The sequence below is a fragment of the Paenibacillus thiaminolyticus genome (assembly GCF_007066085.1).
Taxonomy (GTDB): Bacteria; Bacillota; Bacilli; order Paenibacillales; family Paenibacillaceae; genus Paenibacillus_B; species Paenibacillus_B thiaminolyticus.
The window spans coordinates 2,436,066-2,456,763 of sequence record NZ_CP041405.1; the positions used below are offsets into that span (position 1 = coordinate 2,436,066).

General features: G+C 56.2%; 16 protein-coding genes, 3 pseudogenes and 1 riboswitch. Of the genes and pseudogenes, 15 read left to right on the forward strand and 4 right to left on the reverse strand.

The genetic code is table 11. The annotated features are described in order from the left end of the window. Positions 1–26: 26 nt before the first annotated feature. Together FLT43_RS10985 and FLT43_RS10990 are read right to left on the reverse strand one after the other, a co-directional pair. Positions 27–1,031, reverse strand: coding sequence for a DNA-binding transcriptional repressor DeoR (locus FLT43_RS10985; protein WP_087444859.1), 1,005 nt, complete (start codon positions 1,029–1,031; stop codon positions 27–29). A gap of 253 nt (positions 1,032–1,284) precedes the next feature. Further along, a complete protein-coding gene (locus FLT43_RS10990; RefSeq protein ID WP_087444858.1) occupies positions 1,285–3,147 on the reverse strand; it encodes a bifunctional metallophosphatase/5'-nucleotidase in 1,863 nt (620 codons plus the stop codon). Positions 3,148–3,512: 365 nt separating this feature from the next. On the opposite strand from FLT43_RS10990, the gene FLT43_RS10995 reads away from it, so the two are divergent. The 10 genes and pseudogenes from FLT43_RS10995 to FLT43_RS11035 all read left to right on the forward strand — a co-directional run bounded on the left by FLT43_RS10995 (position 3,513) and on the right by FLT43_RS11035 (position 14,683). Next, on the forward strand, positions 3,513–5,873 hold the full coding sequence (locus tag FLT43_RS10995) for a S9 family peptidase (protein ID WP_087444857.1): 2,361 nt from the start codon (positions 3,513–3,515) through the stop codon (positions 5,871–5,873). A 71-nt stretch (positions 5,874–5,944) separates the two neighbouring features. Next, positions 5,945–6,055: riboswitch (SAM riboswitch) on the forward strand. Positions 6,056–6,174: 119 nt separating this feature from the next. Continuing rightward, positions 6,175–7,179, forward strand: coding sequence for a methionine ABC transporter ATP-binding protein (locus FLT43_RS11000; RefSeq protein ID WP_087444856.1), 1,005 nt, complete (start codon positions 6,175–6,177; stop codon positions 7,177–7,179). Then, complete coding sequence (locus FLT43_RS11005) at positions 7,180–7,839, forward strand: methionine ABC transporter permease (protein WP_087444855.1); 660 nt, start codon at positions 7,180–7,182, stop codon at positions 7,837–7,839. 45 nt (positions 7,840–7,884) lie between these two features. Continuing rightward, positions 7,885–8,730 carry a MetQ/NlpA family ABC transporter substrate-binding protein gene (locus FLT43_RS11010; RefSeq protein ID WP_174818132.1) on the forward strand — a complete coding sequence of 282 codons (846 nt, stop codon included), beginning with the start codon at positions 7,885–7,887 and terminating at the stop codon, positions 8,728–8,730. A gap of 83 nt (positions 8,731–8,813) precedes the next feature. Continuing rightward, positions 8,814–9,917: an iron-containing alcohol dehydrogenase family protein gene (locus FLT43_RS11015; protein WP_087444854.1), complete on the forward strand. Its 1,104-nt coding sequence runs from the start codon at positions 8,814–8,816 to the stop codon at positions 9,915–9,917. Positions 9,918–10,229: 312 nt separating this feature from the next. Next, positions 10,230–11,285: a DUF2332 domain-containing protein gene (locus FLT43_RS11020; protein WP_087444853.1), complete on the forward strand. Its 1,056-nt coding sequence runs from the start codon at positions 10,230–10,232 to the stop codon at positions 11,283–11,285. A 395-nt stretch (positions 11,286–11,680) separates the two neighbouring features. After that, positions 11,681–12,238, forward strand: a pseudogene (locus FLT43_RS31000) (ATP-binding cassette domain-containing protein); the annotation flags it as partial. A gap of 24 nt (positions 12,239–12,262) precedes the next feature. After that, positions 12,263–13,219, forward strand: a complete 957-nt coding sequence (locus FLT43_RS31005) for an ABC-F family ATP-binding cassette domain-containing protein (RefSeq protein WP_438944421.1) — start codon at positions 12,263–12,265, stop codon at positions 13,217–13,219. 181 nt (positions 13,220–13,400) lie between these two features. Then, positions 13,401–14,138 (forward strand): MBL fold metallo-hydrolase, encoded by a 738-nt coding sequence (locus tag FLT43_RS11030; protein WP_087444851.1) that lies wholly within the window; start codon positions 13,401–13,403, stop codon positions 14,136–14,138. 68 nt (positions 14,139–14,206) lie between these two features. Next, a complete protein-coding gene (locus tag FLT43_RS11035) occupies positions 14,207–14,683 on the forward strand; it encodes an NUDIX hydrolase (RefSeq protein WP_087444850.1) in 477 nt (158 codons plus the stop codon). Positions 14,684–15,129: 446 nt separating this feature from the next. Here FLT43_RS11035 and FLT43_RS11040 read toward each other — a convergent pair whose 3' ends face one another. After that, entirely contained in the window at positions 15,130–15,879 is a 750-nt protein-coding gene (locus tag FLT43_RS11040; protein WP_087444849.1) for a class I SAM-dependent methyltransferase, read from the reverse strand. 496 nt (positions 15,880–16,375) lie between these two features. On the opposite strand from FLT43_RS11040, the gene FLT43_RS11045 reads away from it, so the two are divergent. Continuing rightward, positions 16,376–17,140 (forward strand): class I SAM-dependent methyltransferase, encoded by a 765-nt coding sequence (locus tag FLT43_RS11045; protein ID WP_087445416.1) that lies wholly within the window; start codon positions 16,376–16,378, stop codon positions 17,138–17,140. 75 nt (positions 17,141–17,215) lie between these two features. On the opposite strand, the pseudogene FLT43_RS11050 reads toward FLT43_RS11045, so the two are convergent. Next, positions 17,216–17,924, reverse strand: a pseudogene (locus FLT43_RS11050) (ArsR/SmtB family transcription factor). Between the two features lie 42 nt (positions 17,925–17,966). On the opposite strand from FLT43_RS11050, the pseudogene FLT43_RS11055 reads away from it, so the two are divergent. The 4 genes and pseudogenes from FLT43_RS11055 to FLT43_RS11070 all read left to right on the forward strand — a co-directional run bounded on the left by FLT43_RS11055 (position 17,967) and on the right by FLT43_RS11070 (position 20,697). Continuing rightward, a pseudogene (locus FLT43_RS11055) lies at positions 17,967–18,428 on the forward strand (flavin reductase family protein). Between the two features lie 160 nt (positions 18,429–18,588). After that, a complete protein-coding gene (locus tag FLT43_RS11060; RefSeq protein ID WP_087444848.1) occupies positions 18,589–19,119 on the forward strand; it encodes a PadR family transcriptional regulator in 531 nt (176 codons plus the stop codon). Further along, a complete protein-coding gene (locus tag FLT43_RS11065; protein WP_087444847.1) occupies positions 19,116–19,859 on the forward strand; it encodes a CPBP family intramembrane glutamic endopeptidase in 744 nt (247 codons plus the stop codon). Before FLT43_RS11060 ends, FLT43_RS11065 begins: the two co-directional genes overlap by 4 nt. Positions 19,860–19,980: 121 nt before the next feature. Then, complete coding sequence (locus tag FLT43_RS11070; RefSeq protein WP_208620098.1) at positions 19,981–20,697, forward strand: DUF421 domain-containing protein; 717 nt, start codon at positions 19,981–19,983, stop codon at positions 20,695–20,697. Position 20,698 lies beyond the last annotated feature (1 nt).

The following is a 20,698-nucleotide window of genomic DNA, read 5'->3' on the forward strand; positions in this document are numbered from 1 at the left end:
CTCCCCATCATTAAGTAACCGCGTGCTCAGTACAGAGGAATGCCGGAAAGAGGGAAGGAAGAGGATGTCCCTTCCGGTTGAAGATATTCCTTCTCCTTGTCGGCAAGAGATTTGGCCGTGAACTGATCGGTTATGAGCACATTCGCATACCCGCCTTGGAGCGCGCCGAATATCGCCTCCACCTTGCCCGGGCCTCCGGCCACAAGGATGGAATGCTCCTTCCGGGCGAGCGAATCAAGCGGGATCCCGATCGTCCGCGCGTCCAATTCAGGCAGACAGATCCGGCCATCGGCATCGTAGAACCGGGCGCCAATCTCCCCGCAAGCCCTGCCTGCCAATTCCTTCACCTCTTCTTCGGTAAAGTATTGCACCGGTAAAACCGGAGAATTCGGCACCGGGACGCCTACGCTGTACAGGGCGATATTCGCCTGTTCCCCCATGTCCAGGACGGCGCGCATATGGCGCTCGGACTCTATCGCCTGCTTCACCAGCGGGTGGTCCACGATAACGGGGAGCGGCAAGAAATAGGGAGACGTATGATAAGCGCTGCCGAAGAGATGCATAATCTCGCAGCTGTACGTATTCGTTCCCGATTGGCTTACGCCGCCTTGCCACTGCACGACATTGACATTGCTTACATGCTTATGATTCAACTTGTGCGCTACCTGATAAATTGTCTCTCCCCAAGCCAATGCGATCGTATCTCCATCGGTAATCAGCTCATCCAGATAGCGCGAGGCATCTTCGGCTAAATATTCTCCGATCAGGTCCTCTTCATAATGAGGCACCGGGACGACAATCGCCTTTTTCAAGCGGTATTTGTCCTTCAATTGGTAGGCAAGCCGGTGCGTATCCTCGGACGGATCCAGAATCCGAATCTGCACCAATCCGTCCTCCCGCGCCTGCTGTAAAAATCGGGAGACGGTAGGCCGGGACACGCCAAGCTTGTCCGCGATATCCTGCTGGCTGCAATCCATGAAATAATACATTTTCGCAGCATCAATCATTTTTTTGATTTTCTCTTGATCCATCCCAAGCCACCCATCTATCCAATGTCGAATATAGGAAAAACCGTATATAATCTCTATTATAGCATTGTCGCCGCATCTTATCATTTGGCTTTCCCCGGAACCGGATGGCAACTGGCATCCCTCGGACATCCATAACGAGAACAAGCGCCCCCCTGCACAATCGCCGGGGAGCGCTCGCCGCATTACGCTCAGCCTATTCCATTATCCCGCGGCAGGCCAGAATCGAGATGAATAACCTGCGCCTCGCCCCGGATTAGTTGACTCTTACAATACGGTTCTCTACTTTTGGATGAATGACCTTATTGTTCACCAAGTATTCTTCTACGATATCATAGAAAGTATAGCCGGTATCCAGCACCTGATCCTTCTTCAGCATCGAGTATCCGTCACCGCCGGAGGTAATGAAGTCATTCGTCGCCACCTTGTACGTCTTCTCCGGATCAAGCGGCTGTCCGCCGACCTTCACCTCGGTGACCCGTTCGCCGGCCGGCTTCTTCACGTCATAGACGAAAGACATGCCGCCAACTTGAAGGAAGGAGCCCGGCAGATCGTCGGTATTCTCCGCTCCTCTGACCGACACTTCCAGCGCAGCCTTCAGATCGGCTCCGGTCGCCTCCACGATGGTCAGCGTATTCGGGAACGGCAGAATGGAATAGAGATCCTTCTTCGTCATGTCTCCCGCCTGCTTGCTGGCGCGGATGCCCCCGCCGTTGACCAGCGCCACATCGGCTTCATAGCCTGTGATCGTCTTCGTCTTGGCAATGATCGCATCAGCGATGAAGTTGCCCAGATTGGTCTCCTGCGCCCGGACCTGCGTGCGCTCGCCGTCCAGATCGACCTCGGTCTTGCCCACGACGGCCTTCATCGATTCCTCGACCTTGACCACGACCTCTTGCACGAGCTTCTCGATCTCCGGATCGGCCTTCACATTCTCGTCATACTCGACCAATCCGCCGCTGAAGCCGACCAGTTCCTTATTGTAATAGAACAGATCGACGCGGCCCAATGATTTGCCGTACTCCCAGTCCTGAACGATATAGGTGCCGTTCACGACTTCCGGCGTATGAAGCGGTGTATGGGAATGGCCCCCGATGATGAGGTCGATGCCCGAGACGTTCTTCGCGATCTCCCGGTCTTTGTCCACGCCGATATGCGAGACGATAATGACATGATCGGCCTCCTTCTTCATCTCCGGCACCAGTTCCTTGGCGATATCTACCGGATCCTTGAACGTCAGCCCCTTCACATTGTTCGGATGCGTCACGATCGGCGTCTCTTCCGCGACGAAGCCGATGAAGGCGAACGTCTCGCCGCCCACCTCGGTCTGGAACGTCGGCACGAGCAAGTTGCTGCCGTCCGCCTTGAAGACGTTGGCGCTAATCATCGGATACTTCAGCTGGTCGCGAAGCTTCAGCAGCTGCTCGTAGCCGAAATCAAATTCGTGGTTCCCGGCTGCCATCGCCGTGTAGCCGAGCGAATTGAGAATCGGAAGAATCGATTCTCCCTTGAATTGGTTCGTATAGATCGTGCCCTGGAACGTATCTCCCGCATCCATCAACAGGAAATTGTTGTTCTCCTTCTCCCATTCCTTGACGAGCGTCGCGATTTTGGCGTAACCGAATTCCTTGCCCTTCTGATCCTCCTGAATGTGGCCATGGACATCATTCGTATGGGCAATCGTAATATGCTCCGTCAGCGCGGCTCCCAACGCTTCCGTGAATTGGTCGCGGGTCACGGAGGCGCCGGCAGGCAGCTCAAGCTCAACGCCCAGCTTCTTCGCAATCCCGGCAAGGCGTTCGGCGGAAGGCGCCAGTCTGTCATTTGCGCTCTCCTCCTCCGTAATCGCGCCCTGTCCAGCCGCCCAGTCAAGATAGCCCTGCGCCCAATAGCCGCTCTGCTCCGGAATCGAAGCTCCGGTTCCTCTCGCAATCAGCGCGACGGCTTCCCCCAATGACACGGGACGCTCAAGCCGCAGATCCCCATGCTCATAGCCTGCAATAATATGCTTCTGCTGCATCCATTCATTGTGCTCCACCGGTTGGAGCGGGGCGGCAAAGGCCGATGCCGAGAACAGCATCCCCAATGCGCCGGTCATGAGGAATGAAGCCGCTTTCATTTGGAGTCTCAAATAATTCACTCTCCCTTTCATCTTGTTGATAGAATACCGACCATCATTGAACAAATGTAAATATACAAAATACTTTTTATCAACTCATAGTATACATAGTTTATTTTTCTGCGGTCAAGACAAAGTTTCATGCCGAGATAGTATGGAAAACATAGGATTTTCATCGATTCTTGCTTTCTGCGAAATGAACATTTGTAAAACCGATCGTTTCATATCGAAATGAAAGCGAATTTGAGCCAGCCTTCCGCTGGGCCATCCCTTCTCCATACCGAGTTCATACTCCGTTCATAATCCTTCCTTAAGCTGAAGCTGAAGCTGCAGTATACATCGAATTTAATAGGAGGAATGCCGATATGAGCAACATAATATCCCGCGAACAGTATGATCGCGCCGCGAAGCTGTTGAGTAGCGAATGGCAGCAGCATGTGTTCAACGGCCGCGTCGTGCCGAACTGGCTGGACGGCGGGAACCGGTTCTGGTACCGCTGCGACGTGCGGCTGGGCAGAGAGAAGGGAACCGAGTATATCCTCGCCGATCCCGAGACGAACGCCTCGAAGCCGGCCTTCGATCATGAACGTCTCGCTTCTTCCCTGAGCCAGGAGGTTGGCCGGACGCTGGATCGCCATCATTTGGAGCTGGATCGGCTGGAACTGCCCGAATCATGCCATCTCATCCGCTTCGATATGGACGGGGCACGCTGGGAATGCGATCTGTCCAGCTATCGGTGCACCCGCCTCCCGGCCCCGGACCGGCCGCTGCCCGAGCCGTATGAGCTGCTCTCCCCCGACGGGCAGTGGGGCGCCTACGCCGAGAAGCATAATCTGTTCACCCGCCATGTGGAGAGCGGGGAAGTGCGGCAGTTGACCTTCGGCGGCGAGCCTTATTATGATTATACAGGCAGTGTGGAGGCGATGAACCTGAATCTTCGCCCCGAGGGCAAGTCATTCCCGGCCGCCTTGTGGTCGCCCGACTCGACGAAGCTCATGACAATGCGGCTCGATCAGCGTTCGCTCCGCGAGCTTCATCTGCTCCAACACGTGCCCTCTGCGGCAAGCGGGGACCTCCGGCCTGTCCGGCATTCGATACGCTATGCTTGTCCGGGCGATCCCCATATCCCGCTGGCCGACATCGTCATCTGCGATATTAAGCGGCAGGACAGCATCGTCGTGGACGCGCCCCGCATCATACTCGGTTCCGACAGCCCCTTCAATCCTCTGGCCCCCCAGGCCTGCTGGAGCAAGGACAGCAAGCAGGTCTGCTATCTGTCCATGGCCCGCGATTACCGTTCGGCCAAGCTGATTGCCGCCGATGCGGAGACGGGGGCGGCCCGCACCGCCATCGAAGAACGGAGCGATACGTTCCTGTTCATCGATCTGTATCATTTCGGCAATCTGGACCTACAGTTACGGCCGGATCCGAACTTCCGCCTGCTGGCCGACGATACCGCCCTCTGGCTCTCCGAGCGCGACGGATACGCTCATCTGTATCTGTTCGACAGCCGCTCGAGACAGCTCATCCGTCAGCTTACATCCGGCGAGTGGAACGTCCGGCGGCTGGCGGCCGTGGATGAGCGGCAGCAATGGATATACTTCACGGCCAGCGGCCGCGAACCGGGGCGCGATCCGTACTTCCAGCACCTGTACCGCATCCGTCTTGACGGGACGGGCTTGACGCTGCTGACGCCGGAGGATGCGGATCATAAGATCGCCTTCGCTCCGGATCTGAGCTGCTTCACGGACACCTATTCGCGCGTCGATCTGCCTCCGGTATCCGTGCTTCGCCACAACGACGGCAGCCTCGTCCGGGAGCTGGAGCGGGCCGATATCGAGCTGCTGCTGGAGCAGGGCTATCAGCTTCCGGAACGGTTCACGGTCAAGGCGGCGGATGGGGTTACGGATCTATACGGCATTTTGATCCCTCCCGCATCCTGCGAGCCTGGGCGGAAGTATCCGCTGATCGATTATTTTTACGGGGGACCTCAGCTTCTCAATACGCCGAAATCGTTCCTGTGGGAGTCCGCCATCGATTTCTCCGGCGGATCGCAATCGTTCACCCAACTCGGATTCGTAACGATCGTGATGGACGGAACGGGCACTCCTTACCGCTCCAAGGCGTTCCATGACGCGTCCGACGGCAATCTCGAGCATGCGGCCGGATTAGCGGATCATGCCGCCGCCATCCCTCAGCTCGCCGAACGATATCCGTTCATCGATCCGAAGCGCGTCGGCATCTGGGGTGTCTCCGGGGGAGGCTACGGCTCGGCCCGGGCCATTCTGACCTATCCCGACGTCTATTCCGTCGCCGTCTCGGGGGCCGGCAATCACGATCAGCGGGCCTACATTGCAGCATGGGGCGATCGGTTCCAGGGACTGGCCGACAAGGAACATCCGGAGAGGTATGGCCGTCAGGACAACGCACAGCTGGCGGCTAATCTGAAGGGCAAGCTGCTGCTCGCGCACGGCGATATGGATGACAATGTTCATATGGCGCATACGATGCAGCTCGTCGACGCACTGATCCGGGCGAACAAGGACTTCGATCTGCTCATCATGCCGAACGTCGGCCATAGCATTCAGTCGAACCGCTATTTTATCCGGCGGAAATGGGACTATTTCGTGAAGCATCTGCTCGGAGCCGAACCGCCTGCCCAGTATGAGATTGCGCCGGAGGTGCAGCACTTGCCCGCACAGGCTGCTCTGTCCATTCCCGACTAACCCAATGAAAATTAAATTGACAACCGCAGCATTCCTGTGTATGATTCTCACAAGACAATTTCATTATCTTGACCTTATCAAGAGCGACTGAGGGAATAGGCCCTATGACGTCCAGCAACCTTACCCATTATGGTAAAAGGTGCTAAATCCTACAGAATGCGCGGCATTCTGAGAGATAAGTGGTTCCTATCGATGGAATGCAGCAGCCTCTTTCTCTCATGGAAAGAGGCTTTTTTTCATTCGCTGGAATAGATGCTGGCCGGACGAGACAATACAGCATGAACGTTGGAGTGTGAGAGAGATGATAGAGATAAGGAATCTTATCAAGGAATACCGAAGCAAGACGGGAACGGTCGTCGGTGTCGATAATGTCTCGCTGCAGATAGAGAAGGGCGACATCTACGGCATCATTGGGCGAAGCGGAGCCGGCAAAAGCTCCCTGCTCCGCTGCATCAATCTGCTGGAGCAGCCGGCATCGGGCAGCATCCTCGTCGACGGCGTCGATCTGACCAAGCTGCAGGGCGAGCAGCTGCGGCAGGCCCGGTTGAAGATCGGCATGATCTTTCAACATTTTCACCTGATTCGATCCAAGACGGTCTATGAGAACATCGCCTTTGCGCTCAAGGCGAACCGGACATCCAGGGCGGACATCGAAGCGCGGGTGACCGAGCTATTGGAGATGGTCGGCTTGTCCGACAAGCGCGATGTCTATCCTTCGCAGCTGAGCGGCGGCCAGAAGCAGCGGGTGGGCATCGCCAGGGCGCTCGCGAACGATCCGCATGTGCTGCTCTGCGATGAGGCGACATCCGCGCTCGATCCGGAGACGACCCAGTCCATTCTCGACCTGCTGCAAAAAATCAACCGTGAATGGAAGCTGACAATCGTCCTGATTACCCATGAGATGGAAGTCGTCAAGGCAATCTGCGATCGGATGGCCGTCATGCAGAACGGCCGCGTCGTCGAGGAGGGGCCTGTCTATGATATCTTTTCCGATCCGCAGCATCCGATGACCCGCTCCTTCATCAACAGCCTGTTCCAATTCGATCTGCCCGACCGCCTGCTCCGGCACAGCACGGGAACCGTCGTCAAGATTCACTTCGTCGCGCCGCAGGCGGAGGAAGCCGTCATTACCGACATGCTGAAGCAGTTCGATGTCACAGGCAATATCCTGCATGGCAAGATCGAATACATCCATGATACGCCTCTCGGCATCCTCATCCTGGAGCTGAACGGCAATCCGTCCGAAGTGCAGCGGGCCATGGATTATATCGCATCACGAACGCACCGATTGGAGGTAATCAGATAGATGGACTCCCTCATACAGATCTTGCCCGATCTGTACAAGGCGTTTTTTCAGACCTTGTATATGGTGGGCATCTCATTAGTTGTCGCTTTAATTCTGGGTCTTCCTATTGGAATAATATTATTTGTAACGGATAAAGGACTGTTTCTCGAAAATCGCCTTACCCGCGTCGTCCTCGGCTTCATCGTCAACATGATCCGATCGGTTCCGTTCATCATCCTGCTCGTGACCCTGCTGCCGCTGACGAAGCTGATCGCCGGCACTACGATTGGTCCGACAGCCGCATCTGTCTCGTTGTCGGTGGCCGCCATCCCGTTCTTCGCCCGGCTCGTCGAGACCGCGCTGCGCGAGATCGACAAGGGCGTTATCGAAGCTGCCGTGTCGATCGGGGCCACACCTTGGATGATCATCCAGGATGTGCTGCTTCCCGAAGCGAAGCCCGGCATCGTGCAAGGGATTAATATTACCGCGATCAGCCTCGTGGCCTACTCGGCCATGGCCGGGACGGTCGGCGGAGGCGGCATCGGCGATCTGGCGATCCGGTTCGGCTATTACCGCTATGACAATACGGTCATGTTCACCACCGTCATCGTCCTGATCTGTCTCGTGCAGCTCATTCAATATGCCGGCGATTTCCTGGCCAAAAAGGTAGACAAGCGCTAACGCAAGGTTACAACATCATTTCACATATATATGGAGGGTATCATCATGAAAAAGACAGCCATTCTTCTCTCGCTCATCCTGACGCTCAGCCTGTTGGCCGCCTGCGGCAGCGGCCCGTCCTCCAGCGGCGGGGACAATGCGAAGCAGGAAGAGCGCAAAACATTGAAGTTCGGGGCCACCGCCGGCCCATACAGCGATATGCTGACGAAGGCGATCAAGCCGATCATGGAGAAAAAAGGCTACACGATCGAAATCGTCGAATTCGGGGATTACGTGCAGCCGAACCTGGCGCTGTCCAACGGCGATCTGGCCGCGAACCTGTTCCAGCATAAAATCTACATGGATAACTTCGCCAAGGAAAACAAGCTGGAACTGACCGATCTCATCGTCGTGCCTACGGCGCCAATGGGCATCTACTCATCGAAGTACAAGGCGCTCGGCGAGATCGCCGACGGCAGCACCGTCGCGCTGGCGAACGATCCGACCAATCTCGCCCGTTCGCTGGGGCTGCTCCAGGACGCCGGCCTGCTGACGATGAAGGATGACATTGACCCGCTGCGCGTCTCGGAGAAGGACGTCAAGGACAACCCGAAGCAGCTCGTGCTGCAGCCGATCGAGGCCGGCCAGCTGCCGCGCGCCGTCGACAGCGCCGATATCTCCCTTGTGCCGGGCAACTTCGCGCTCGCGGCCAAGATGAATCTGCTGGATGCGCTGCAGCTGGAAAATATGCCGGACGACTACCGCAACCGGGTCGTCATCAACACGGCCGACAAGGACAAGGCCTTCGCGAAGGATCTGAAGGAAGCGGTCGAATCGCCGGAATTCGAGCAGATTATCGATGAGCAGTTCCAGGGGTTCGGGAAGCCGGAGTGGATGCTGAACCGGAAATAAGGAAGAACCAATGGGGATTTGCTAGGATTGCTAGGATATTCAGGATTGCGGGGATTACTAGGATAGATAGGGGGGGTTAGGAAATGACAACGCTGAATCAGCCGCTTATCGTGAGAGGCGCTCCCGCCGTCTACCGCTGTGAAGCCGGCATCCTGCATCGGCTGGAGTCTCTGCTCCAGCCGTACGGCAGCCGCCGGGCGCTCGTCGTGCACGGCGAGCGCTCCTGGGAGGCCGCAGCTCCGTATTGGCCGCAACAGACGGGGCTGACGCTTCTGCCGCTGCCGTACCGCGGCGAGTGCACGCTGGCGGAGGCCAGCCGGATCGCCCGCGAAGCGCGAGCGGCGCAGGCCGATATTGTGCTCGGCGTCGGCGGCGGCAAAGTGATGGACCTCGTCAAGGCCGCAGGCATCGAAGCCGGACTCGACACGGTGCTCGTGCCGACGCTCGCTTCGAACTGTGCGGCCTGGACGCCGCTCAGCGTGTTCTACGATGAGCAGGGGCGCTTCACGCATTATACGCTCCATCCGAAAAGTCCGCTCATGGTGCTGGTCGATCCGCAGATCGCCCTGCGCGCGCCAGCCGCTTACCTGCGGGCCGGCATCGCCGACACGCTGGCCAAATGGTACGAGGCCGACGTGCTCGTCCGCGAGTGGAGCCGGCAGCCCGCGGCGGTGCAGATCGCCCACCTCACGGCCCGCCTGTGTCAGACCGCTCTGCTGGAGCATGGCCTGCAGAGCGTGCGGGATGCCGAGCGGCAGCAATTGACGGATGCGTTCACGCTCGCCGTGGAGACGATCATCATGACGGGCGGCACGGTCGGCGGCTTCGGCGACCATGCGGGCCGGATCGCGGGAGCCCATTCCATCCATAATGGGCTGACGGCAGCCCCGGCGACGCATCACCTGCTGCACGGGGACAAGGTCGCCTATGGCATTCTCGTCCAGCTCACGCTGGAGGGCAACCTGCCCGAGGTCGAGCGGCTGCTGCCGTTCTACCGGGATATGGGCCTTCCCCGCTGCCTGTCTGATCTCGGGCTGTCCGCCTCGGATCGCGAGACGCTGGACCGCGTCGCGGCCGCATCGGTCCTTCCGCAGGAATCAATTCATCTGATGAACAGGAACGTGACGGCGGATGATGTGCGGCAGGCGATGCTGCAGCTGGAATCGGTGGCGGCCGGAGTTGCATAACAAATGGAGGGCGGGAGCAGGCGCTTCCGCTCAGCCTCTGTCTCGGCAATTGCGAGCTCTATCCTATCTCCCTGTGTCTCCGCAACTGGCGAGTTCTATCCTGTTTCCCTCTGGCTCTGCAACTAGCGAGCTCTATCCTGTTTCCCTCTGACACTGCAACTGGCAAGCTCTATCCTCTCCCCCTCTGGCTCTGCAACTGCCTGGCCGTCCCCTGTTCTCCCTAAGTCTCCATCTATCCCACCTTCTCAATCACTTTTCTTAATCGCCTCGACAAAAAATTAGAAATTTCACTTATCACCCGCTCGTTGTAAAATGGTGGAAAAAGGAGGGGTTGACTTGGGTAACGCAAGCTTGTCCAACCGTTTCGAACGCTTTGCGCACGAAGAATGCACGGGCTCCTGCGATCTGTACGAGCATCTGGCGCTGCGCATCGCCGCCGATAATGAATTGCTCCGAATCGCCTCGCATGCAAGGCCGGGGCAGCCGGTGCCGAACCTGCTCTTCGGCGCGGTTCACTATTTGTTGCTCGCCGGCGCTGACCACGATCTGCGCCGCTATTATGACGGTCTCGTCGAGGAGCCGGGAGACATCCGGCAGTCGTTCCCCCCGTTCAAAGACTTCTGCCTCAAGTACGCCGACGATATCGTGCCGCTGCTGAAGACGAAGATCGTACAGACGAATGAGGTCAGGCGCTGCGCCTATCTGTACCCGAGCTTCTGCCTTATCTATGAGAAAATACGCAAACCATTGGCGCTAATCGAGATCGGCACGAGCGCGGGGCTGCAGCTGATTTGGGATCAATACGGATACACCTATGGAACCGGAGACGTATACGGGAACACGGCGGGGGAAGTAAGGATTGCGGCGTCCATCCACGGGGACGCTTACCCGCCTATACTGCCACAAAGCCCGCCTGTCACCGCCCGAATCGGCGTTGATCTGCATATCAACCGCCTGTCCGAGCCGGAAGACTACCGGTGGCTGCAGGCCTTGATCTGGCCCGGACACCGGGACAGAGTCGCGCTGTTCGACGAAGCAGCCCGCTGCCTGGCCGGACAGCCGCTGCAGCTGATCGAGGGAGACGGGATCGAGCGGCTTCCGAGTCTCGCGGCCGGTATCTCCGACGACGCGGCGATCTGCGTCTTCCATACCCATGTCGCCAATCAGATGCCGCCGGAGGCGAAGCGGCGCCTGGAGCGGCAAATCAAAGAGATCGGCAGCAGGCGCGATCTGTTTCACCTGTACAACAACATATGGGACCCGAATCTGCATCTGGATGAATATATCGGCGGGACGGAGCGCAGAGCGACGCTTGCCGAGACCGACGGACACGGACGCTGGTTCCGCTGGACCTATCCCAGGGCATAAAAAACATACAGCGAGCTCAAGTTAAGTTCGTCCGAATTAATGGACGGCTGGCATGACTTGACATACCGGCGCGTTGATGCGTATACTTCACACTGTAAGGAATTAACTTTGTAATGAGGTGGAAAGGAAAATGTTGCATTTATCGACTGTTCTTCAACGGGATTTGGCTTAAGACGGGATAGATCTGCCCATTTTTAGCTCTAAGCCAACCGAAGAACAGAAGATAAAGAACCGATTTCCTTTCATGCATATCGATCTGTATGGGTAAGGTGCGCGTTCACCTTACCCATTTTTTGTATATTTTTTTCACTTCCCGATACAATTGAAAATTGTCTTTATTTTGCTGTTCTCCCGGTTGGCTTCCTATCTTGAAGCGAACAAAGGAGAGAACCAATATGAGCATTGTCACGGTTGAACAACTGTCCCATACGTACGGGGACAAGAACGTATTTCACAATATTAGCTTCCGTCTGGTGCGGGGAGAGCACGCCGGACTGGTCGGCGGCAACGGCGCTGGCAAGTCCACGCTGCTCCGCATCCTGTCGGGCGAGCTGCTTCCCGATCGCGGCACCGTCGATTGGCTGCCGGGCATCCGCGCCGGCTACCTGCAGCAGCATATCGATCTGCAGGAGGGAATGACCATTATCGAATATTTGCGCACCGCTTATGCGGATCTGTATGCGATGGAGACCCGCATGAATCAGCTCGCGGCCCAGATGGCCGAGGGCGGGGATGATCTCGATTCCTTATTGACCCGCTACGGCGAGCTGCAGCAGCAGCTGGAGCATTCCGGCTTCTATCTAATCGAGACGAAGATCGAGGAGGTCGCTGCCGGATTAGGCATTCTCGCACTCGGCCCGGATCGTGACGTGAGCGAACTGAGCGGCGGCCAGCGCACGAAGCTGCTGCTGGGCAAGCTGCTGCTGGAGCAGCCCGATGTCCTGCTGCTCGATGAGCCGACCAACTATTTGGATGACGTGCATATCGAGTGGCTTACCGGGTATTTGACCCGCTACGAGCAGGCCTACCTCGCCGTCTCCCATGACGAACGGTTTTTGAATGCAATCACGACGACAATTTTTCACTTGGAGCACCAGTCGATTCGGCGGTACCCCGGCAATTACCAACAGTTCAAGCGCAGCTATGAATTGAACAAGGAGCAGCTGCAAGCCGCCTACACGCGGCAGCAGCAGGAGATCGAGCGGCTGGAGGACTTCATTCAGAAGAACCGCATTCGCAAGGCGAAGCAGGCCAAGAGCCGGGAAAAAATGCTGGAGCGGATGGAACGGATCGACAGGCCATCCTCCGGGCCGCAGCCTCGCTTCGCCTTCCGGGTGCATGCCGATCCGGCGGGCACGGTCATCGAAGCAAGACTACTTCAGATCGGGTATCGCGAGCCGTTATTCGCTCCGGTCGATCTGACGGTAAAGCGCGGAGAGAAAATTGCCATCGTCGGCTATAACGGAATCGGCAAGTCGACGATGCTCAAGACCTTGCTCGGTTATATTCCGGCTCTGGGCGGAACCGTGCAATTCGGCGACCGCGTCAAGACCGCCTATTTCGCCCAGGAAGAGCAGGCTCCCGATCATAGCCCGCTGGAACATTTATCGGCGCTCCGCCCGGATATGACGCTGAAGGACTTCCGCCGCCTGCTCGCCCAGTCCGGGCTGACCGAGAAGCACATCCGGAAGGAGATCGGTCTCCTGAGCGGCGGGGAGCAGGCCAAGGTTCGGCTGTGCGAGCTGATGCTGACCGACAGCAACGTGCTCGTGCTGGATGAACCGACCAGCCATCTCGATGTTCGCGCGAAGGACGCCTTTCAGGACGCGCTCAAGAAATATGCCGGCACGATCCTGCTCGTCTCCCATGAGCCGAATTTCTACGAGGGCTGGGTCACGCAAGTATGGAATGTGCAGGAGTGGATGAAAAAGTAACACCGAGGGGCGCCGGCCATAGTATAGCGCCTAGGGGAGCGGGCTGGGCCTCTCTGTCCCCTCCCCCTTGCCCGCTGCCGAATCCTTCGTTAACGGAGGCGGCAGCAGGCAGGGAAAATAATCGCTAATGTCAACCGTTTGCGGTGCAATCGGTTGATGAACAGGAGAATCGATAATCGATATGAATCATATACATCTGCTCGAGATCAAGTTCGAATATAATGGACAGCAGCAGGCCATAACTCCTGTCCTGCTTCAGGATGGGAACGAGACGATACTCATCGACTGCGGGTATCCGGATTTCACTCCGCAGCTCGAAGAAGCGGCCAACCGGCAAGACATTCGTCTCGATTCGATGACCGCCTTGATCGTGACCCATCACGATATGGACCACATCGGCTCGCTGGCCGCATTGAAGCGGGCATACCCTCGCATCGGAGTCATCGCGCATGAGCTGGAACAGCCGTACATCGAAGGCAAGCACAAGCCGCTGCGGCAGCAGCAGGCGGAAGCCACACTCGACGACTTGCCGGAGGAAGCCAAGCCGGACGCGAAGCAGTTCATTCGCTTCCTGCAATCGATCGAGCCGGCCCAGGTCGATCGGACGGTGACCCACGGAGAGCGGCTGCCCTGGTGCGGCGGCATCGATATCGTCCATACGCCCGGGCATACGTCCGGACATATCTCGTTGTATCTGCCTGCGAGCAAGACGCTCATCGCGGGAGATGCTGTCGTGATCGAAGACGGACGACTGAATATCGCCAATCCCCGGCATGCGTGGGATTTGAAGGAGGCGGTCCGCTCCGTTCAGCGCCTGCTCGACTACGACATCGAGCGAATCATTTGCTACCATGGGAGCATCTTCCAGGGCGATGCCAAACAGGCGCTCCGGCAGCTCGTTCATGCCTATACGACTTGAGCAGGAACGATTTCCGGGCGGGGAATTCAATGCCTCGGCCGTGATCATTTTATAATGGAGGGGATGTTATGGAGTACACCGCTCCGCAGCATGGCGTGTCGGTATCGGCTTATATGCAGAACGCGGAAGGGGAAGTGCTGCTGCTTCGAACGCATTGGCGTTCAGACACCTGGGAGCTCCCCGGCGGGAATGTAGAGGAAGGCGAAGCGCTCGATGCCGCGGCATGCCGGGAATATATGGAGGAGACGGGCATTGCGATACGGCTTCTCGGGATTACGGGCGTCTATTATAATGCGACGAAGCGGGTGCTCTCCGTTGTCTTCAGGGCGGAGTATGTCAGCGGGAACATCCGAATCCAACCGGAAGAAGTGCTCGAGGCGAAGTTCATCCGTATCGACGAGTCGAATATCGGCCAGTATGTCACCCGCCCGCTAGCAAGATCCCGCACCTTGGACGCCATGCGTGCGACTTGCTTCGTCCCGTATGAGACATGGGAAGCCGCGCCAACATACAACTTGCTCGGAAGGCTGGACAACCATCGTTAGAAATGGCATCCATCCCAACCTTAAAAGGGGCTGTCTCATAAATAGTTTTTAGCTGCAGGAGACAGCCCCGCCCCTTTTCCTCACCCCTCAGCCTGCTGAAAATACTGTAAATATGCATTATTCCTTCATGACGTATAATCCGTTACAGGCATTGCTGCACAACTGCATCAATTTCAGACTTTTCAATAGGCTAAAGATAAAAATCGCTGAAAATAAGGTACTTTTGCAGGAATTTCATCAGATCGCGGCTCAAACAGCACAAATTGCTGCATTTACGCAGGATTTCGCTGCCTCCCCCATCATCCCCGCTTGCCCGGCTTCCGCTTTGCCTGCCGCCGTTTATCCCGCCTCCACATTCGCTGTTGACCCGTCACGCCAACCGTCGACCCAAATCACTATGCACTGCCTATGAGAGACCCTAATTGCTTTTTCCTTGCGCCCGGCTTCTAACGGCGGGCAATGATGAGGAAGCGCGCCGAATTGGTCTGAATGCCCCGCTCAGTGCGGTTCGCCGCGACGAACCGTTCGAAACGCTCAGCATCCCCCTCGACTTCTCCGAAGCAGGGGATAATCGGGGTATGCTTCAGCAGGAACAGCAGATCCTCTGCCTCACGCATATACTCAACCGCATCGTATTCCTCGCAATGAACCTCGGTGAAGCCCGCTTCCTTCAGCTGCTCGGCGCAGCGTCCCATCAGCGTTCCGTTCGGCTCGCCATAAGCCTGGCCCCGTCCGAACGCCTCCTTCACATTCCATTTGTCACGCTCGCTCACCTGCTGCGTGACGAATACGCCGCCCTCCGTCAGCACCCGGGCGACTTCCCCGGCGTGGAACGGAGCATGGCGGCAGATGACGGCGTCGAACAGCCCGTCGGGGAACATCAGCTCTTCCGCATCCATGCATGCATACCGGACATGGCACGCGGACGAGCGGGCCGCATGACGCCGAGCCACTTCGATCATGCCTGGCGAGCGGTCGATCCCGATGGCCAGCCTCACGGCTGCCGCCAGCGGCAATAGCGCCTCTCCTCCGCCGGTGCCGATATCGAGCAGCACATCGGCCGGCCTGCATAATTCCGTTACCTTCGCACCATAATCCCAAGCCGCACCTTCGGTGACCGAGCGCACGGAACGGAAATCCCAGCCGTTGATCGCTCCAATCCGGTCATAAAAAGCTTTTTCATCAAATGCAATCATCGTTCATTCTCCTTCCAATGGATATGGACTGATAGGGCTTGCCCTGCTGCAATCGCTCCGGTTCCGGGTCACAAGGGCAGACTGATCCCTTGATGGCTGGCACGCGTGTTAACCCAGCCCGGAGACTAGCTACCTCGAACGATTCGGAAAGGCATTCCCATCACCCCGTTGGAAAGATATAATCAAATTATACGCATTCAGCAAGCACTTCAACAAGCAACACAATCAAGAGGCATTCATTCAAAAGGTATGCAATCAACAGTTATGCAATCAACAGGTATGAATCAAGAGGTATGAATCAAGAGGTATTCATTTAAGCCCAACCTATCAGTGGCATTCATTTAAGTCGAACCTATCAATAGAGAGGAGAACGTTCATGCGATCAATCGAGCACGAGACCTAACAACCTTGCCCTTATGCCCGGGGTCCGCCGGATCGTATCCGTATAGAATGACATTCGATTTGCGGAATAACGAACAGGAGGGACCTGGATATGATGACAAAAGACACGCAATTTCAATGGTGGATAGAGCAATCGAATCAGCCATTTTCGGGATGGGATTTTTCCTATATTTCCGGGACGGGCCGCATGGACAGCGACTGCCTGGATTGGTCGTACAGCAGTATGGCCATTCCGCTCATGCAGGGCGCGCAATCGATGCTGGATATGGGAACCGGCGGCGGCGAGCTGCTGTCGAGGCTAAGGCCTTGGCCGAAGTCCGTCTGCGCCACGGAAGGCTATCCGCCGAACCTGCCCGTCGCCAAAGAACGATTGGAGCCGCTGGGCGCGGCCGTCCTCCCGGTGGAGGATGACGAGCAGCTCCCCTTCGCGACCGGCCAATTCGACCTCGTGCTGAACAAGCACGAATCGTATTCGCCGCGGGAGGTGCGGCGGGTACTCGCCGATGGGGGCATCTTCTTCACCCAGCAGGCGGGCGGCAGCGATTGCTTCGAGATCAACGAGCGGTTCGGCGTTCCGCTGATTGAAGAATTTGCGGAATGGAAGCTCGACATCGCCGTGCGGGAAGTGCAGGAGCATCGCTTCAAGGTCGTGAAGCAGGCGGAGCAATTCCTGAGCCAACGCTTCTATGATGTCGGCGCGCTGGTCTATTATTTGAAGGCCATTCCGTGGCAGATTCCGGATTTCGAGGCCGAGAAATATAGAGAAGAGCTGTACGGCATTCACCAGCTTATCGAGCAGCAAGGCTATTTCGAAGTGACGCAGCATCGGTTCTACTTGCTCGCCACAGCGTTATCCTAGTCCGGCCGCAGCAGTTGCGCAGTACACAAGGCCGCAGTGCGCAAGGCCAGCCAGAATATCTGGCTGGCCCCTTTTTTATGAATGCGATCCAGTCTCTCGCTCCATATCAATCCCGAACATGTCCTGGAAGCCCTGCTTGCCGGCCGCCGTAACCGTGATGGCTCGGGTGCCCTCCCGGCGCTGAATCCAGCGAAGCTCAATCCATCTCTCCAGCATAGCATGGCCCAGCGCGCCCGCAAGATGATGGCGCCGTTCGCTCCAATCGAGGCAGCAATGACTGAAAGAACGCCGCTTGGCCCGGGTTCGGGCCAGATCGATCCCCAACTCCGCCAAAAATCCCTCACCGCTTGCCGTAACGACAAACTCCTTCTCTCCCTTTATCAACAGCCATCTTGCCAACAACCCCTCCGTTACCTGCACTCCTGCAAATCCAGCCAGATGATCATAGCAGGTCCTTGCGTACCGAACCGTCTTGTCCTGCACCGATTGCTTAAGAGAGGAAATGGCAGGAGGCGGGGCGATAGATATCATCATCTCCATAACATGGGCCACTTCCTGATTCCGGGTGCCGTAATAACGGTGCCGTTGCTTTTCTACCCTGACGACATCGGCTTCCGACAGCTTGGCCAGATGGAAGCTGGCCGTCTACGGCTTAATGCCCGCCATATAGGCCAGTTCGCTCGCGGGATGGAAGCGTCCGTCCAGCAGCGCGGTCAAATATAGCCGCCCGCGACGGTTCGCTAACGAGCGAAGCGATAATAGCGACGTTCGCGTTGGCTTTCACAGTCATCTCTCCTTTGCATTCCATATTTCGATGTTAGTTGAAATGTTTCCATTTTACAAAGTTATCCGCCCGAAAATTTTATATTACGGAATGCCTGTCATTTTGCTGAACACGTTGAATGAAGACGGAACGGTCAATATTAGCTCGATGTTCCTCGTCCTGGGCTCTGGGAGATTCGATTGTCTTAGGAATCGGTCCCGGTTCGAAGGCGCTCGAGAATGTGCAGCGGCATCCCGAATGTGTCATCAATGTCCCTGGCCCGGAGCTGTGGGAGCATGTCGAGAGGCTGGCTCCCTATACGGGACGGAACCCTGTCCCATCTCGGACAGCACGCTTCCTTTTGCCGTCGTCGAGACGCAAGCGGTTCACGTCCATGCCCACGAGGAAATCATTGTCGGAGAGCATCACATCAACCCGAAGCAGTGGAGTCCCCTCATCTATAATTTCCGGCACTACTTCGGTCTTGGCCGCGCACTCGGCAAAACGTCCAAGTCGGAGACATAACCGGAACCACAGTCTTGGGCCGAAATTCGGGTAAAACGGCGAAGACGATGACTGCCTTGCGGATTTCTGTTGACAACCGACCGCAATCGAGTATGATTAATATATCGAATTGATATATCGATTCGATATATTATAGTGCACGGTGAAGGGATGTCTGCAGATGCTGGAATATATTATATTGGGCCTGCTGATGGAGGGTCCGATGAGCGGGTATGATATGAAGAAGACCATTGACAGCTCGGTTGGCCTGTTCTACCGAACGAGCTACGGCAGCCTCTATCCCGCGTTGAAGCGGTTAGCGAATAAGGGTCTCCTGTCGGTAGCCGAGACCGAAGGCGGCAGGAACAAAAAAGAATATACGCTGCTTCCCGCAGGGGATGAACAGTTCGTGAGCTGGCTGGCCGAGCCGCTTCCCGTCTCCCGCAATGAAGTGCTGCTTCGCATTTTCTTTTACGATTATTTGGACGAAGACACGCGGCAAGCGCGCCTGACCGAGTACGAGAACAAGCTTGAATCCGAGATGAGGCGGCTTCAGGCCGTACAGGAGATGGTAGCGGGGGAGCTTGAGTATATCGAACAACCGGAGAACTACTATTACCGCGTGTCCGTGCTCACCTATGGACTCCATTATTTCGGGATGGAGAAGCAGTGGATGCAAGTCATTAAGCAGCGGGGGGAAATGAAGCCATGACCTTACAAGCTACAGGATCATTTTCGAAGAACCGTCCGGTGTTGACAGTCGTATTGGTGGAACTATTCTTATTGCTTGCCGTCTTTGCCGCCGGAGCATATGCCACGATCAAGCAGCTTCCATATACATCGCCGGTGCTGATCGCCTTCATTCCGATTGCGCTTGCACTGCTATTCTATATGACACTGAAGAAGAGATGGGCGCATTACGGATTCCGCTCTCTCTCCACTCTCTATGCCCGAGACTGGATCGACTACGCCCCGCTGCTTGTCGTGCTTGTCATTCTCAGCATCAAGGGCTTCCAGGACATTTCGCTATCCGAATCCGGATTCTTCCTGTTCTTCACGCTGCTCGTCGCCTTCGTGGAGGAGACAATATTCAGGGGATTGATTCTAAGGACCCTCATGCGCAAAAGCGCCGCCGCAGCCGTGATCACATCCAGCGTTCTCTTCTCTCTGACCCATATGCTCAATATGCTGTCAGGACAAAATGTGGCGGACACCGCTATGCAACTGATCTATGCTCTGTTGGTCGGCTTCGAGCTAGGCCTGCTGATGGTAAAGCATCACAACATCTATCCGTTGATTCTTTTTCATTTCGTTCATAACTTTATTCAGTTCATCGGTAATGACAGCAATCAAGTCTATACCTCCCTCGTTCTCCTCGTACTGGGCGCGCATTGTGTCTCGCTGTTGATCAGTGCAAGAACTTCCGCCTCCAAGACAACCGCTTCGCTCTGAATCTCATCGCCCGCATAATTGCCGCATGGACTCGGACTTCTCCGTCTTCATGCGGTTCTTTGCATATTTCTGTCTTTCACGGGAAAACTACCTCAAAAAGAGGGAAAGGCTGGGATAGTACATGATGGAGGAAACCTGGGTCGTCGTCGTCCGATCCATAATCGCCTTCTTCAGTCTCGTGATCTATACAAGGCTATTAGGCAAGCAGCAGATGGGGTCTCTCTCCTACTTCGACTACATTAACGGCATCACAATCGGATCGTTGGCGGGGACATTGGCGACTGATCTGTCCTCGAAGGGTTGGCTGCATTTCATCGGACTTACAGTGTTCGTAATCATTACATTTCTATTCCAGATTTGGACATTGAAAAGCCGATTTTTCTCCAAGGTAATAGATTCGGAACCGACCGTAGTTATTCAGCATGGCAAAATTCTAGAGCAGAACTTAAAGAAAATGCGGATCCGCTTCGATGAAATCATGATGCTGCTGCGCGAGAAAGATACGTTCGATATCACGAAGGTCGAATATGCGATCTTGGAGCCGAACGGCGGACTCTCCGTCTTGCTCAAATCCGAAGATCAGCCGTTGACGCCAAAAGATCTGAATCGTACCGTCACGCCTGCCCGCATGATGACGGACGTCGTGCATGAAGGCAAAATTTTGACCGATAACCTCCAACGGAGGAATAAGACGACGAAATGGCTTCATCATGAACTAAAGAAGCAAGGGGTCGAAAATATCAAGCAAGTCAGCTTTGCCGCCATCCTGCCTAACGACACACTGTATGTTGACTTGTACAAAGATAACCTGTCCGATGAAACAGATAACCGCGAATAGT